The organism is Curtobacterium sp. 1544, from assembly GCF_040544915.1.
In the GTDB taxonomy this organism is placed as follows: Bacteria; Actinomycetota; Actinomycetes; order Actinomycetales; family Microbacteriaceae; genus Curtobacterium; species Curtobacterium pusillum_C.
This window is the reverse complement of record NZ_JBEPKX010000003.1, coordinates 106,522-120,956: the sequence shown is the minus strand read 5'-3', so window position 1 is coordinate 120,956 and position 14,435 is coordinate 106,522. Positions and strand designations below refer to the sequence as shown.

Annotated in this window: 14 protein-coding genes; 7 read left to right on the top strand and 7 right to left on the bottom strand. The window is 70.9% G+C overall.

All coding sequences use genetic code 11. From position 1 onward, the window contains the following. Positions 1-23: 23 nt before the first annotated feature. From rpoB to ABIC61_RS03260, 5 genes are all read right to left on the bottom strand, one after another. Positions 24-3,512 (bottom strand): DNA-directed RNA polymerase subunit beta, encoded by a 3,489-nt coding sequence (rpoB, locus tag ABIC61_RS03280; RefSeq protein ID WP_144753391.1) that lies wholly within the window; start codon positions 3,510-3,512, stop codon positions 24-26. A gap of 396 nt (positions 3,513-3,908) precedes the next feature. Further along, positions 3,909-4,427 carry a hypothetical protein gene (locus ABIC61_RS03275; RefSeq protein ID WP_144753394.1) on the bottom strand — a complete coding sequence of 173 codons (519 nt, stop codon included), beginning with the start codon at positions 4,425-4,427 and terminating at the stop codon, positions 3,909-3,911. Between the two features lie 366 nt (positions 4,428-4,793). Then, entirely contained in the window at positions 4,794-5,444 is a 651-nt protein-coding gene (locus tag ABIC61_RS03270; RefSeq protein ID WP_354028814.1) for a response regulator transcription factor, read from the bottom strand. Continuing rightward, positions 5,441-6,664, bottom strand: coding sequence for a sensor histidine kinase (locus ABIC61_RS03265; RefSeq protein ID WP_354028813.1), 1,224 nt, complete (start codon positions 6,662-6,664; stop codon positions 5,441-5,443). Before ABIC61_RS03265 ends, ABIC61_RS03270 begins: the two co-directional genes overlap by 4 nt. Further along, the gene (locus tag ABIC61_RS03260; protein WP_354028812.1) at positions 6,661-7,170 is read right to left on the bottom strand and encodes a hypothetical protein; all 510 of its coding nucleotides are present in this window, start codon (positions 7,168-7,170) and stop codon (positions 6,661-6,663) included. The genes ABIC61_RS03265 and ABIC61_RS03260 overlap by 4 nt, the downstream gene beginning before the upstream one ends. A 133-nt stretch (positions 7,171-7,303) precedes the next feature. Here ABIC61_RS03260 and ABIC61_RS03255 point away from each other — a divergent pair, with 133 nt between their 5' ends. From ABIC61_RS03255 to ABIC61_RS03230, 6 genes are all read left to right on the top strand, one after another. After that, the gene (locus tag ABIC61_RS03255; protein WP_079237409.1) at positions 7,304-8,146 is read left to right on the top strand and encodes a spermidine synthase; all 843 of its coding nucleotides are present in this window, start codon (positions 7,304-7,306) and stop codon (positions 8,144-8,146) included. Between the two features lie 304 nt (positions 8,147-8,450). Continuing rightward, positions 8,451-9,218, top strand: coding sequence for a hypothetical protein (locus ABIC61_RS03250; protein WP_354028811.1), 768 nt, complete (start codon positions 8,451-8,453; stop codon positions 9,216-9,218). A 129-nt stretch (positions 9,219-9,347) separates the two neighbouring features. Further along, positions 9,348-10,187: a hypothetical protein gene (locus ABIC61_RS03245; protein WP_354028810.1), complete on the top strand. Its 840-nt coding sequence runs from the start codon at positions 9,348-9,350 to the stop codon at positions 10,185-10,187. Continuing rightward, positions 10,184-10,660 carry a SprT-like domain-containing protein gene (locus tag ABIC61_RS03240; protein ID WP_354028809.1) on the top strand — a complete coding sequence of 159 codons (477 nt, stop codon included), beginning with the start codon at positions 10,184-10,186 and terminating at the stop codon, positions 10,658-10,660. Before ABIC61_RS03245 ends, ABIC61_RS03240 begins: the two co-directional genes overlap by 4 nt. Positions 10,661-10,707: 47 nt before the next feature. Beyond that, positions 10,708-11,403, top strand: coding sequence for a CGNR zinc finger domain-containing protein (locus ABIC61_RS03235; protein ID WP_144753417.1), 696 nt, complete (start codon positions 10,708-10,710; stop codon positions 11,401-11,403). Between the two features lie 73 nt (positions 11,404-11,476). Continuing rightward, on the top strand, positions 11,477-12,733 hold the full coding sequence (locus ABIC61_RS03230) for an Nramp family divalent metal transporter (protein ID WP_354028808.1): 1,257 nt from the start codon (positions 11,477-11,479) through the stop codon (positions 12,731-12,733). 7 nt (positions 12,734-12,740) lie between these two features. On the opposite strand, the gene ABIC61_RS03225 is transcribed toward ABIC61_RS03230, so the two are convergent. Next, positions 12,741-13,043 (bottom strand): DUF427 domain-containing protein, encoded by a 303-nt coding sequence (locus ABIC61_RS03225; protein ID WP_144753423.1) that lies wholly within the window; start codon positions 13,041-13,043, stop codon positions 12,741-12,743. Positions 13,044-13,080: 37 nt separating this feature from the next. Beyond that, a complete protein-coding gene (locus ABIC61_RS03220) occupies positions 13,081-13,701 on the bottom strand; it encodes a hypothetical protein (RefSeq protein WP_354028807.1) in 621 nt (206 codons plus the stop codon). 96 nt (positions 13,702-13,797) lie between these two features. Here ABIC61_RS03220 and ABIC61_RS03215 point away from each other — a divergent pair, with 96 nt between their 5' ends. Continuing rightward, positions 13,798-14,430, top strand: a complete 633-nt coding sequence (locus ABIC61_RS03215) for a GNAT family N-acetyltransferase (RefSeq protein WP_354028806.1) — start codon at positions 13,798-13,800, stop codon at positions 14,428-14,430. Positions 14,431-14,435 lie beyond the last annotated feature (5 nt).

Sequence of the window (14,435 nt, the reverse complement as noted above, 5' to 3'; positions counted from 1 at the left end):
ATTCGTTACGAGTACGGGCGGGATCAGATGTCGTCGACGGACGACGACTCGAACCGCGAGGAGATGTTGATGCCGAGCTCTTCAGCGGCACGGAAGACCTCGTCGTCCGTGTCGCGGAGGCTGACCGCCTGGCCGTCGGCCGAGAGGACCTCGACGTTCAGGCAGAGCGACTGCATCTCCTTCATGAGGACCTTGAACGACTCCGGGATACCCGGCTCCTGGATGTTCTCGCCCTTGACGATCGCCTCGTAGACCTTCACGCGGCCGAGGATGTCGTCGGACTTGATCGTCAGGAGCTCCTGGAGGGCGTAGGCGGCGCCGTACGCCTCGAGCGCCCACACCTCCATCTCACCGAATCGCTGTCCACCGAACTGCGCCTTACCACCCAGCGGCTGCTGCGTGATCATCGAGTACGGACCGGTCGAACGGGCGTGGATCTTGTCGTCGACCAGGTGGTGCAGCTTGAGGATGTACATGTAGCCGACCGAGACGGGCTCCGGGAACGGCTCGCCGGAGCGGCCGTCGAAGAGCTGCGCCTTGCCGGACGAACCGATCAGACGCTCGCCGTCGCGGTTCGGGAGGGTGCTGTCGAGGAGGCCCTCGATCTCACGCTCGTACGCACCGTCGAACACCGGGGTGGCGACCTTCGTGCCGGGCTCCGCGCTGTGGGCGGCCTCGGGGAGAGCCGAAGCCCACTCCTGGATGCCCTCGACGTTCCAGCCCTGCTTCGCGAGCCACCCGAGGTGGATCTCGAGGACCTGGCCGAAGTTCATGCGGCCGGGGACGCCGAGCGGGTTGAGCACGATGTCGACCGGGGTGCCGTCCGCGAGGAACGGCATGTCCTCGACCGGCAGGATCGTCGAGATGACGCCCTTGTTGCCGTGACGACCGGCGAGCTTGTCACCCGCGGTGATCTTGCGCTTCTGGGCGATGTAGACGACCACGCGCTGGTTGACGCCCGAGCCGAGCTCGTCGTCGCCGTCCTGCGAGTCGAACACCTTGACGCCGATGATCGTGCCCTCTTCACCGTGGGGCACCTTGAGCGAGGTGTCGCGGACTTCGCGCGACTTCTCGTTGAAGATGGCACGGAGGAGGCGCTCCTCAGCGGAGAGCTCGGTCTCGCCCTTCGGCGTGACCTTGCCGACCAGGATGTCGCCGGGGCGGACCTCGGCACCGATGCGGATGATGCCGCGCTCGTCGAGGTCGGCCAGGAGGTCCGGGCTGACGTTCGGGAGGTCGCGGGTGATCTCCTCCTTGCCGAGCTTCGTGTCGCGGGCGTCGACCTCGTACTCCTCGATGTGGATCGAGGAGAGCGTGTCGTCCTTCACGAGGTTCTGCGACAGGATCATCGCGTCCTCGTAGTTGTAGCCCTCCCACGGCATGAACGCGACGAGGAGGTTCTTGCCGAGCGCGAGCTCGCCGTTCTCCGTCGCGGGACCGTCGGCGATGACCTCGCCCTGCTCCACACGCTCGCCGGCCGAGACGACCACGCGGTGGTTGTAGCTGGTGCCCTGGTTCGAGCGGTCGAACTTGCGCAGGTAGAAGGTCTGCGTGCCGCCCTCGTCGAGCTGCAGGGTCACGGCGTCGGCCGAGACCTCGGAGACGACACCGGCCTTGTCGGCGGTGACGACGTCACCGGCGTCGATGGCGGTATAGCCCTCCATGCCGGTGCCGACGAGCGGCGACTCGGAACGGAGCAGCGGGACTGCCTGACGCTGCATGTTCGCACCCATGAGGGCGCGGTTCGCGTCGTCGTGCTCGAGGAACGGGATGAGCGACGTCGCGACCGACACCATCTGGCGCGGGGAGACGTCCATGTAGTCGACCTCGTCCTTGCCGACGAGCTCGACCTCGCCGCCCTTCTTCCGGACGAGCACCTTGTCGTCCTGGAAGTGGAAGGAGTCGGTGAGCGGGGCGTTCGCCTGCGCGACGACGAAGTCGTCCTCCTCCGAAGCCGTGAGGTAGTCGATGGTCGTGGTGACCTGACCGTTCACGACGCGGCGGTACGGCGTCTCGATGAAGCCGAAGGAGTTGATCCGACCGAACGACGCGAGCGAACCGATCAGGCCGATGTTCGGGCCTTCCGGGGTCTCGATCGGGCACATGCGGCCGTAGTGCGACGGGTGGACGTCACGGACCTCGACGCCGGCACGCTCGCGGGACAGACCACCCGGGCCGAGGGCCGAGAGACGACGCTTGTGCGTCAGACCCGCGAGCGGGTTGTTCTGGTCCATGAACTGCGACAGCTGGGACGTTCCGAAGAACTCCTTGATCGCGGCGACGACGGGGCGCACGTTGATCAGGGTCTGCGGCGTGATCGCCTCGATGTCCTGCGTGGTCATGCGCTCGCGGACGACGCGCTCCATGCGGGACAGACCCGTGCGGACCTGGTTCTGGATGAGCTCGCCGACGGCGCGGATGCGACGGTTGCCGAAGTGGTCGATGTCGTCCACGTCGAGGCGGAGCTGCACCGGCTCGCCGTCGCGGACGCCGTCGAGGTTGGTCTTCTCGGCGTGCAGCGAGACCAGGTACTTGATCGTGCGGACGATGTCCTGCACGGTCAGGACCGAGTCGCTGAGCGGCGCGTCGATGCCGAGCTTGCGGTTGACCTTGTAGCGGCCGACCTTCGCGAGGTCGTAGCGCTTCGGGTTGAAGTAGAAGTTGTCGAGGAGCGCACGCGCGGCCTCGGCGGCGACCTGCTCGCCCGGACGCAGCTTGCGGTAGATGTCCTTGAGCGCCTCTTCCTTGGTGAGGATGGCGTCCTTCTCGAGGGTCGACTCGATCGAGGCGAAGCCCTGGAACTCGTCCATGATCTCTTCGCTCGTCATGCCGAGCGCCTTGAGGAACACGGTGACCGACTGCTTGCGCTTGCGGTCGATGCGCACGCCCACCTGGTCGCGCTTGTCGATCTCGAACTCGAGCCAGGCACCACGCGACGGGATCACGCGGGCGGAGTAGATGTCCTTGTCGGAGGTCTTCTCCTGCTGACGCTCGAAGTACACGCCCGGCGAGCGGACGAGCTGCGAGACCACGACACGCTCGGTGCCGTTGATGATGAACGTGCCGCGCTCGGTCATGAGCGGGAAGTCGCCCATGAACACGGTCTGCGTCTTGATCTCACCGGTCATGTGGTTCATGAACTCGGCGTTGACGTAGAGCGGGGCAGCGTAGGTCTTGCCACGTTCCTTGCACTCGTCGATCGAGTACTTCGGGTCCTCGAGCTCGGGCGACGTGAAGCCGAGCTGCATGGTCTCGCCGAGGTCCTCGATCGGGGAGATCTCCTCGAAGATCTCCTCGAGCCCGGAGTGCAGTGCGAGGTCGGTGCGACCCTGCTCCTGGCCTTCGGCGAGGCGGGCCTTCCAGACGTCGTTGCCGACGAGCCAGTCGAAGCTCTCCGTCTGGAGTGCGAGCAGATCAGGAACCGTGAGGGTGTCCGTGATCTTGGCGAACGAGAGTCGCGAGTGGTTGCGACCGTTCTTGGGGTTGGTGGATGCGTTGGGCGCAGCAGCCAAGGGTTTGACCTCCGGTAGGCCCCGTCGGGCCGGTACTGACGAGCAGCACGTAGGTGAGTGGATTGACGCTTCGGCGCACCCCTCGAAGACACGCGATCACGGGCCGCCGCGTGAGCGAGGACACATGTGCGATGATCTGGGTGAGCGGTACCCGCCGACATATACGGGTCCGGCTTCACCAGGGCGGGCGTCGACCGCAATATGACGACACGGATGCCAGGGAGCGCGAACTGTCATCATAGGTCGCGCTCGTGCGCGATGTCCAGTCCTGGCTTGACCGAATTCGTCAGTGCCGTGTATAAGCCGGTGGACCGACCCGGTATTCCCCTCGCCCGCCGCTCCTCGGCCAGGCCAGATCACGCCGACTGCCGCGAGCACGCGCCCGCGCCACGCCCGTCAGCGCAGCGCGCCGAGCGCCTTCTCCGGCCGCCGGACCCGCACGAACGTCACGCGCCCACGATCGTCGGTGATCTCGATCCCGCGCCCCGGTGTGAGGATCAGCGCCCGCACGCCACGGCCGAGCCGGAGACCGATCCCGCCGTACGTGGAGGCATCCGCCTCGGCGACCCGCACGTCCACGATCCGCCGTCGGGGGATCCGTCGCGCGGGCAGCGGCCGGAAGTGCAGGACGACGTGGGTGTCCGTCACGGTGAACCCGGTCCGGGCGAGCAGGAGCAGGAGGCCGACGGCGACACCGACGAGCCCCGGGACGACGAGGGCCGCCTCCGGCGCTTCGCCCGGCCACCCGAGGACCGCTGCGACGAGCGCGAGTCCGCCGACCAGCAGGACCCCGCCGACCGCGCGCATCCAGGTCGGCGCGTGGTCACGGTCGGTCTGCGGGGGTGCCGGCGTCGGCCGGGCGGTACGGGTCGCGGTGACGAGTCGGTACGTCGGGACGCTCATGGTGTCGGTCATGGCTGCGGGCTCCTGCGGATTCGTGGTCCGGTGCGTGTGCTGCACTCGTATTTTACATAACGCACGCGATGTTCTCAATGGCCAGTGCGCAGGGCAGGGCCACGGGCGGCGCGCAGGAGAGCGGGGAGGCCCGGCGCACGCCGACGGCACGCACTCGGAGCCGGCAGTGGGGGTTGCCGGGCGGGCGCGCCGCGGTCACGGTCGAGGTGCGGAACCGCGAGGTGTGGGGCACTGCGCGGTTCGACGCACCGAGGTGACGACCCGGTGAACGATAGGAGACGAGCCTTGACGTCCGCTGGCCGTGCATGTGTACGCATTCAACTGCGCGTACTCAACCGCGCACACCGCGCAGCCGGTGACGCGCGGCTACGAGCGGAGGACGAGCGCGACGGCCTCGGCCCGGCTCCGGACGCCGAGCTTCGTGAAGACCTGGTTCACGTACGACTTCACGGTCGGAACCGTCAGGAACAGCTCGGCGGCGATCTCCGGGTTCGACCGGCCCTCGGCGATGCGCTCGAGGACGTCCGATTCGCGCGGGGTGAGGTCCGGGAAGCGCGTCCGGAGTCCGACCGGTGCCTCGGGTGTGGGAACCGCACCGCCCGCGAGCTGCGCGACGAGCCGTGCACCGACGGTCGCGTCGAACGTGGACTGCCCGGACGCCACGGCACGGATCGCCGTCGCGATCTCCGCGCGGCCGGCATCCTTCGTCAGGTAGCCACGCGCGCCCGCTCGGAGCGCGGTGACGATGGACTCGTCGTCGGCGTAGGTGGTCAGCACCAGGACGGCCACCTGCGGGTGCGCCGCGGTGATCTGCGCGGTAGCGGTCGGCCCGTCCACGTCGGGCATCCGGAGGTCCATCAGCACGACGTCAGGGAGGTCGCGGTCGACGGCGGCGACGGCCGCGACGCCGTCGGCAGCCTCGCCGACGACCTCGAGATCCGGCATGAGGGACAGCACCGTCACCAGGCCGTCGCGCACGATGGCCTGGTCGTCGACGACGAGCACGCGGATGGTCACGACCGGTCCCCCGCTGCCGCGACGGGGTCGACCGGCAGGTGCATCGCCACGACGAACTCGTCGTCCGAGCGCTCCGCCTCGACCGTGGCGGAGCTGCCGAGCTCCTGGAAGCGTTCGCGCATCCCGAGCAGGCCGTGGCCGCCGCGGGCGAGCGGGTTCGCGACGACGACGTCCACGGCGTCGCCGTCCCGGATGACGGACAGGGACACGGGGCGGCCCGGGGCGTGCCTGCGGGCGTTGCTCAGTGCCTCCCGGACGACCTGGACCACGGCAGCACGGTGGGCCGCATCCAGGTCGGCGAGCGTCTCGTCTCCCTGCGTCACGACCTCGCCGCCGAACGAGCGGTGCGCGTCGACGAGGGCCGTCAGGCCCGCCTCGTGGTCGGTGGTCGGCCTGGAGGCACGGCTCGGCTCCGTCGTGTCGGCTGCGGTGGTCGACGTGGCCGGTTCCGGTCCTGTGTCCGAGTCCGCGTCCTCGCGGAGCGCGTGCACCGCGCGTCGGGCCTCGGCGAGCCCGTCGGCCGCGAGGGTGCGGGCCTCACCGGCACGCTTCGTCGCGTCCTCGACCCGGCCCGCCTCGAGGAGGGCCTCCACCGCGTCGAGCTGCAGCACCAGCCCACCGAGGGAGTGCGCGAGGACGTCGTGGATGTCCCGCGCCGCCCGGGAACGATCGGCGAGGAGCTGCGCGCGCTGCTGCTCCCGCTCGGCCTCGCGAGCGCGCTCGGCGGCGACCCGGAACTGCCGCCTGCTGAAGCCGATGAGGACACCGAGCAGCATGCCGCCGCTGGTGCCGAGGACGAACTGGAGCGACGCGTGCTCCACCGTCGCGGTGACGGCGACCACGACGATCGCGGCGAGCGCGGTGACCGACGCGGCCCAGACCGGTGCGCGCAGGTTCGCCCCGATCAGGACGATGCCGACGATCACGGGGACGACCATCAGCGAGTCCGTCGGCACCACGGTCACCGACCCGGCGGCGACCATCACGACACCCGCCGTGGTGACGAGTCGCGGCGACCGGCCGAACTCGCGGAGCACCCAGCCGGCGAGCGCCACCGTGCCGAGCACCCACACCCAGACGGGCAGGCCCACGAGCGCACCGTTCCGGACGAAGAAGAACGCGACGATCGCGATGCCGAGCGCGTTCAGTCCCCAGGCGGCGCTCGAACGCGGCCGACCTCCGGGGAGGTCGGCCTCGTCACGGCCGGTCAGCAGGGTCACCGGACCATCATGCCGCGCGCCTGCCGGTCGCCGCGGGGGATGCGCTGGTCGATGACGAGTGCCCGGGCCGCACGGTTCAGCGCGAGGACGAGCAGGATCGTGCCGGTCGAGGTGAGCAGGTGGGCGCCGAGGTGACCGCCGAGTACGTCGAGGCCGATGCGGACGCCGATCAGGACGATCCACAGGACGGCACCGAGCCAGCCCGTTCGGGACTGGATCGTGCGGCCCTTGCGGTCCGGGGTGCCGACGGTGCGGAAGCGGGTGATGCTGCCCATGGTCAGGCCGACCCCGACGGTGATGAGCGCCTCGATGCCGAGGAAGACGACGTCGGTGGTGGTGACGGTGGCCTTCGTCTGGGCGAGGACGACCACGCCGACGATCGCCATGATGAGCGGCGTGCGCCAGATCCGGGCGGGGTCGAGGTACTGCCAGGTCGCCTGGCGGTACCCGAGGAACACGACGAGCGCGATCCCGATGAGGATGTTCGCGACGAGCTGGACCGACATGGTGTGTGCCTTTCGAAGAGGTACGGCGGGGCTGTCCCGACCGGTGCCACCAGCCTCGTTCGACGGCGTCCGCGGGCACACCAACCAGGGGTGGGGACGCGGGTGGTGATCGCGGTGGTGTTCGATTGGTGCCATGGCTGATGCGTTCGACGGGTTCCGGATCGGTGCGGGGTACGCGGTCGTCGAGCCGGACCGGCACCGGCCGGGCTCGTTCACGCTCGTGGTGGACGGCACCCCGCAGTCGCACGTCGACCTGGACGACCCGACGCACCTGGCGTTCGAGTACATCCGGCGGATCGGGCACGCCATCGACCTGCTCCCGGACGGGCCCGTCACGGCGCTGCACCTCGGCGCCGGCGCCCTCACGCTCCCCCGGTACGTCGCGGTGACCCGGCCGGGTTCGCGCCAGCAGGTGATCGAGCTCGAGCGGGACCTCGTCGACCACGTGCGCGACGCGCTGCCGTTCCCCCGGGGTGCCTCGATCCGGGTGCGGTACGGCGACGCGCGGGAGGTCCTGGGGAAGCTCCCCGCCGGGCTCCGCGGCACCGTCGACCTCGCCGTCGTCGACGTGTTCGGCGGCTCGCAGATCCCGGCGCACGTGACGAGCATCGAGTTCTACCGTGAGGTCGCGGAGTTCCTGTCGCCCACCGGCATCGTCGCGGTGAACGTGGCGGACGGGGCCGGGTTGGCGTTCGCACGAGGGCAGGCCTCGACGCTGCAGGCGGTGCTGCCGTCGGTGGCGGCGGTCGCGGACACCGGGATGCTCAAGGGGCGCCGGTTCGGGAACATCGTGCTGCTCGGCTCGCCCACCGACCTGCCCGTGGCGGACATGCCGCGGCGGTACTCCTCCGACCCGATGCCGGCGAAGGTCGTGCACGGTGCCGAGCTGCGGTCGTTCATCGCCGGGGCGCCGATCGTGACGGACCAGACGGCGGTGGCGTCGCCGGAGCCGAACCGGAGCGTCTTCGGCGGCTGACGGGCGCGGGCGCGCGCGACCGGGTCGGCTGCGGACTCGGAACGACGACACCGACGTCGTACGACACCGGACTCGTCGCAACCGCGCGTGCGCAACAGTTGCGCACGCTGGACGACGACAGGCGCGATGTCGTCCGACATCGGCGTTGTCGCCCGTTGCGGACGCAACCACCTGGCGGAGGGGAGGCGCGTGGCGGGCGGGCGCCGTGCCTCCAGTCCGGTGTTCGGTGGGCACGCGGAGGACGCGACTGCCAGGATGGTTCTGAACGACCGCGCAGGAGCGCGACCGAGCGAGGGGACACCCGATGACGAACGACGACCGGAGCAACGAGGACCGGACCGGCGACGGCCAGGTGCCGAGCTGGGGCGACGCCCCGCAGCAGCCTGCCGCCGGTGCAGCGCCCGCGGACGACGCACCGCGCTACGGCGAGCGGGTGGACCCGGCGCCGACCTCGACGCCGCAGTACGGCGAGCAGGCCGCGCAGGGCGAGGCCCCGCGGTACGGCTCGACCGAGTACGCCGAGCAGCAGGGCCAGTACGGCCGGCCGGACGACGCGCAGCCGCAGTACGGGCAGCAGCAGCAACAGCAGTACGGCCAGCAGCCGTACGCGGCGGCGGCAGCGCCGACGAGTGCCGGCGCACCCTCGTGGCAGGGCTACGAGGAGCCGAAGCGCAAGAAGAAGACCGTCGGTGTGGTGGCGTTCATCCTCGGGCTCGCGTCCCTGGTGATCGGCGTCATCGGCGGCTGGATCATGGGATCCGCGCTCGCGAACAGTGACGCGCTCTCCGGTCTGGTCCCCACCGACGGGTCCACACCCGATCAGAGTCAGCTGCAGCAGCAACTCATGAACGACCCGAACGTCATGTCGCAGATCGGCGCCGGTGGCGTGGTCGCCGGGATCGCCGCGCTCCTCGGCCTCTGGGCACTCGTCCAGGGCATCGTCGCGATCGCGACGAAGCGCGGTCGTGGTTGGGGTGTGTTCGCGATCATCCTCGCCGTGGTGGCGACCATCGCCACCTTCGGCACGTACATCGGCGTGGCCGCGGCGGCAGCAGTCAGCGGCGCGAACTGACGACAGCGGGAACCCGAACGGCCCGTCGTGCACCAGCACGGCGGGCTGTTCCGCGTCCGGGACGAACTGCGTGACCCCCGTGCGCGTGGCACCGCGCACTCTCGGGTCGGCGTGGTTACCCTCGAACCGATGTCCCTCCCGCCCGACGACCGCCAGCAGCCCGACCGCCTCGACCGTGCCCGGGAACCGCGCCACGCAGCGCCCGTGACGGCCGGGGTCAGCCCGGGCAGCACCTTCGCCCCGATCAGCCTGCGCCCCGCCGTCGACGCCGACGCGATCCAGCAGCGCCTGCGCGACCTCGGGCAGAGCCGCAGCACCGAGGCCCTCGCCGAACGCGCCGAACTCCTCAGGCTGCTCGGTCGACTCGACGAGTCGCTCGTGATCGCGGAGGAGGTCTTCCGGCTGACGATGTTCACCGGGGAGCGCTCGGACAAGGTCTCCGCCCGGATCCGTCGCGCGCACGTGCTGCACGACCTCGGCCGGTACGAGCGTGCCGCCACCGAGTCCGCCATGGCACGCGACACCGCTCGGACCGAGGAGTGGCCGGAGCTCGAGGGCGCCGCCGCCGAGCTCGAGGGCTGGTCGCTGTTCGAGCTGTCCCGGTTCGAGGAAGCACGTTCGGCCCTCTCCCGCGCGTACCAGGCGTTCCGGCAGGCCGGAGCACCGTCGGAGCGCACCGAGGCCCTGCGGACCGCCGTGGAGGCCGCCCTCCGCGCCTCCGTCGCCCAGCCGAAGGACGAGGAACGTCCCCGGACCGCTCGCGAGGTCGCCGCCCGTCGCTCCGAGGAGGACGAGCCGCAGACCCGTGTCGCCGAACCGGTGAAGCAGGTCCCACCGATCCGCCGCCGCGTGCTCGGCGCCCCGGACGCAGCCCGCACGGAGGCCGACGACCTCTGGGGTCGCATCGCCGCACGGGCTGCGCAGAAGGGCCAGGCCGGACGGGGCGACCCCGACGACGACGTGCGGTGACGACGCTCGAGGCGGTCCGGGCCCGGGCCGAACACCTCATGGCAGCGCACCTCGGGGCCGGCAGCTGGTCGTTCGCCTTCGACCACGCGAAGACCCGCGCCGGACAGTGCGACTTCGCCCGGAGGCGCATCACGGTGAGCCGGCACCTGGCCGTGCGGTTCTCCGAGGACGACGTCGACCAGGTGCTGCTGCACGAGATCGCGCACGCGCTGGCGGGTCCCCGCGCGGGGCACGGGCAGCGCTGGCGACGGACGGCGGCGGCGCTCGGGTACACCGGTTCGCGGCTGTACGACGGCCCGGTGGCGAGCGAGCTCGCGCCGTGGATCGGCACCTGCCCGGCCGGCCACGAGCACTTCCGCTACCGCACGCCGACGCGGCCGTTGGCGTGCGCCGCGTGTTCGAGACGGTTCGACGCTCGCAACGTGATCACGTGGCGCCGACGGAGCGAGACCGAGCGCCGAGCTACCGCATGACGACCGGACCGCTCGGAGGCGCGCCGGTAACCCGTTAGCCTGGGCGGATGCACACGGGGCAGCACATCCGGACCGACGCCGGTTCCACCTGGTTCTTCGACGCGGGACGGATCGCCCTCGACTTCGCGCACACCGGTGGGTTCGCCGACGACCCGGACGGTCGACGTCCGCGTGCACAGCTCGGGGAGCTGCTGATGACCCCGGCCGACCTGGACGAGTGGTTGACCGACCACACCGAGCCGATCGACGTCGGAGCGACGGCGCGTGAGCTGCAGGACGCCCGTGCACTCCGCGCCGCGATCGCCCGCTTGGCCGTCGCCGCTGCTCCCGGCCCGGCGTCCACCGCCGCCGAGCGCACCGCGGTGGCCGCGGGGCTGCGCGCCGGCACCGGTCGCACCCGCCCCGCACCCGACGACATCGACACCGTCAACCTGTTCGCCGCGCTGCCGGACGTGCCCCCGAGCCTGCCGGGTGGTCGACGTCGTGCCGGGGCGAACCGGGTGCGGCTCGCGCAGGCGCTGTCGAGCGTCGCACGGGACGCGGTGTCCCTGTTCACCGAGGTCGGCTTCGACGACGTCGCGGCCGACGGACAGCCCACCCGCCTGAGCCGCTGCTCGGCGGACGACTGCGGGCTGGTGTTCTACGACTCCTCGCGCGGGGGCACGCGCCGCTGGTGTTCGATGCAGCGCTGCGGGAACCGGGCGAAGGTGCGGGCGCACCGGGCTCGACGCGCAACGGCCTGACCGTCTCACTGCGTGTTGTAAAGACACGAATTCAAGGATTCGGTGCGCCGAATTCTCTGGCATGCTGGACGGCATGACCGACACGGCGACCCCGCCCACCACCCGTGACCCCGCGACCCCGCGCCGTCGTGGTGCGACCCTCACGCTGCTCGGTCCCGCGTTCGTCGCCGCGATCGCCTACGTCGACCCGGGGAACGTCGCCGCCAACCTCACGGCCGGGGCGAAGTACGGCTACCTGCTGCTCTGGGTCCTCGTCGCCGCGAACGCCAGCGCCGTCGTCGTGCAGTACCTCTCCGCGAAGCTCGGTGTCGTCACCGGGAAGTCCCTGCCGGAGCACCTCGGGCTCCGGATGAAGCGCACGCCCCGGCTGCTGTTCTGGGCACAGGCCGAGATCGTGGCGGCAGCGACCGACGTCGCCGAGGTCATCGGCGGCGCACTCGCCCTGCACCTGCTGTTCGGGGTGCCGCTCGTCGCCGGGGGCGTCATCACGGGCGTCGTCTCGATGCTCATCCTCGCCCTGCACAGCCGTCGGGGCACCAGGACGTTCGAGGTCGTCGTCACCGCGATGCTGGCGATCCTGACCATCGGGTTCTGCGCCGGACTGCTGTTCGCGCAGGTGTCGCCTGGTGAACTCGTCGCCGGGCTCGTGCCACGCTTCCAGGGCGCCGAGTCGGTGATGCTCGCGGCGTCGATGCTCGGCGCGACCGTCATGCCGCACGCCGTCTACCTGCACTCGGCCCTCGCCCGGGACCGCCACGGCGACGTCCCCGCCGGACCCGAACGCCGCCGGGTGCTCGTCGCGACCCGGTGGGACGTCGGGCTCGCGCTCGTCGTGGCCGGTGGCGTGAACATCTGCATGCTCGTGCTCGCCGCCGCGACGCTGCCCGGGGTGTCCGGCACCGACTCGATCCCCGGAGCCCAGCAGGCCATCGCCGCCAACGTGGGGCCGGTCGTCGGCGTGCTGTTCGCGGTGGGGCTGCTGGCGTCGGGGCTCGCCTCCACCTCGGTGGGCTGCATGGCCGGCGCGGAGATCATGCACGGACTGCTGCACGTCCGGGTGCCCCTGATCGTGCGGCGGCTCGTCACCCTGGTGCCGGCGATCGTCCTGCTCGCGGTCAACGCCGACGCGACGATGCTGCTCGTGGTCAGCCAGGTCGTGCTGAGCTTCGGGATCGCGTTCGCGATCGTGCCGCTCGTGGTCTACACCTCACGGCGGAGCGTGATGGGGGCGGACGTCAACGCGATGACCACCCGCGTGGTGGCGGGGGTCATCGCGTTGGTGATCGTGGCGCTCAACGTCGCGCTCATCGCGCTGACGTTGGCCGGCTGAGCCGCGTCTACTCGATGACGCGCACGCCCTTCCAGAAGGCGACGTAGCCCGAGTAGTCCTTGCCGACGCGGTCGAACGACGACGGGATCGGCGTCGGGTACGACCACGCGTTGTCCTGCAGCGCCTGGCCGTCGACGTTCACCGTGAAGTACTGGGTGTCGCCCTTCCACGGGCAGTGGTACTGGGTGGGGCTCTCGGTGAACAGCTCGGACTTCACGCTCGACGGCGGGAAGTACCAGTTGCCCTCGATCTGGATGAGGTCCTCCTGCGGGGCCTCGGCGATCACGGTGTCTCCGACGACTGCCTTCATGGCGTGCTCCTTCGCTCTTCGGGTGACGACCGGAACGCTACGCGCGACGGGTCGATTCCCGCAGGGTGACGAGTTCGCCACCGGCGGCGAGCGCCGCGTGCACCGCCTCCGGCCCGAGTGCGGCAGCCGCCTCGGACGCGCTGACGAGGTGCCTCACCGCTCGGCGCAGTCCCGTGTACGCCGCGCAGGCCGCCGCCGCCTCTGGTGAGGTGTGGTCGATGCCGACCTCGGCGAGCGCGTCGACGACGGCTCCGGCAGCGAGGAGGTCCTCGACCGCGAAGTCGGGTGCGTCCGGCACGTCGGCGGTCTCGCCGGCGGCCTCCGCCGCGTCGTCACCGGGTGCGTGGTGGCGTCCGGCGGCGACGATCGCGACGACACAGCGGTCACCGCGTTCGGCCTGGAGGCGCGTCACGCGTTCCGCGATCGCCCGTGCGTTGCCGAGGTGGCCGAGCACCACCTCCGGACCGTCCGGCAGCTGGGCGGTGACGGCGCGGAGCGCCCGCTGCGTGCGGTCGCCGTGCACCGTCGCCTTGGCCGCCGCCGTCGCCGGCAGGACGTCGATCCAGACGATGAGGTGGGTGTCGGGCGCGATGCGCGCCGCACCACCGATCCCCCATGCGAAACGGACCTGGTACCGCTGCTGCGTGCGTGCTGCCACCCGCTCCACGATAGCCGCCGGGAGCACCCTGACCTTTTCCACAGATGGCCCCTCGTCGGGACTTCGCCACGGTCGGCGACCGTAGGATTCGGTGCCATGGAGATCGCCCCCGCACCCACCCTGACCGGCGACCGTGTGACGCTCGAGCCCCTCGGGCCGGAGCACGCGGACGACCTGCGGGCGGCGGTCGCCGACGGCGATCTCTGGCGCACCTGGTACACCTCGATCCCGGCGCCGGCGCAGGTCGACGACGAGATCGACCGTCGCCTCGCCGAGCAGGCCGCCGGACGCATGGTGCCGTTCGCGGTGCGAGACCGTCCGACCGGTCGCGTGGTGGGGTCGACCACCTTCCTCAGCCCGGACACCGCGAACCGACGCGTGGAGATCGGGGCGACCTTCCTGTCGCGGTCCTCGCAGCGATCGGGCATCAACACCGAGGCGAAGCTGCTCATGCTGTCGCACGCGTTCGACGTCTGGCAGTGCATCGCGGTTGAGTTCCGCACGCACTGGCACAACACGCAGTCACGCACGGCGATCGCAACGCTCGGGGCCAAGCAGGACGGTGTGCTGCGGAACCACTCGGTCGGGCGGGACGGCACGCTCCGTGACACCGTGGTGTTCTCGATCATCGCGTCGGAGTGGCCGACGGTCCGGCTCTCGCTGGCCGAGCGCCTGCGACGGCACGACCGGGCCGAGGGGTCCCGACGCCGGTCGGCCCGGCACGCCTGACCCGA